The organism is Xanthomonas populi (genome assembly GCF_002940065.1).
GTDB classification, from domain to species: domain Bacteria; phylum Pseudomonadota; class Gammaproteobacteria; order Xanthomonadales; family Xanthomonadaceae; genus Xanthomonas; species Xanthomonas populi.
Map to the genome: position 1 here is coordinate 1 of NZ_MDEJ01000338.1, position 458 is coordinate 458.

The window sequence follows — 458 nt, forward strand, 5'->3', positions numbered from 1 at the left end:
GCCTGCAAATGCGCGTTGACTTGCGCAAACAACTCGCTTCCCAGCGCATGCCGCTCCAGCAGGCGGCGAAACTTCAGCAACGTCGTCGCATCCGGAACCCGCTCCCGACTCAGATCGATCCCCACAAAGACCCGCAACGCGGTGCTGTCCAGCAAGGCTTCCTCGCACGCCTGATCGGCCAGATTGAACCAGTGCTGCACAACATACATCCGCAGCATCCGCTCCAACCCGATCGGCGGACGACCCTTGCCCGCCTTGGGATAATGCGGCGCGATCACCGCGCACAATGCCGACCACGGCACGATCTGCTCCATCGTGGATAGGAACACATCTCGACGCGTCGGACGCCAGTACTGCTCAAACCCCGCTGTGCTGATCCGCTGCCATCGCCAATGTCTGCTGTGTCATCGCTCTATCCAAAAGCACGCTGCTGGATAGCAATTTTCGCAGATCTGGGG

Annotated in this window: 1 protein-coding gene; it reads right to left on the minus strand. The window is 60.5% G+C overall.

Going from position 1 to position 458, the window contains the following annotated elements:
• A partial coding sequence (locus XpopCFBP1817_RS21185) for a transposase (protein WP_146090212.1) occupies positions 1–377 on the minus strand: 377 nt, incomplete at its 3' end.
• Positions 378–458 lie beyond the last annotated feature (81 nt).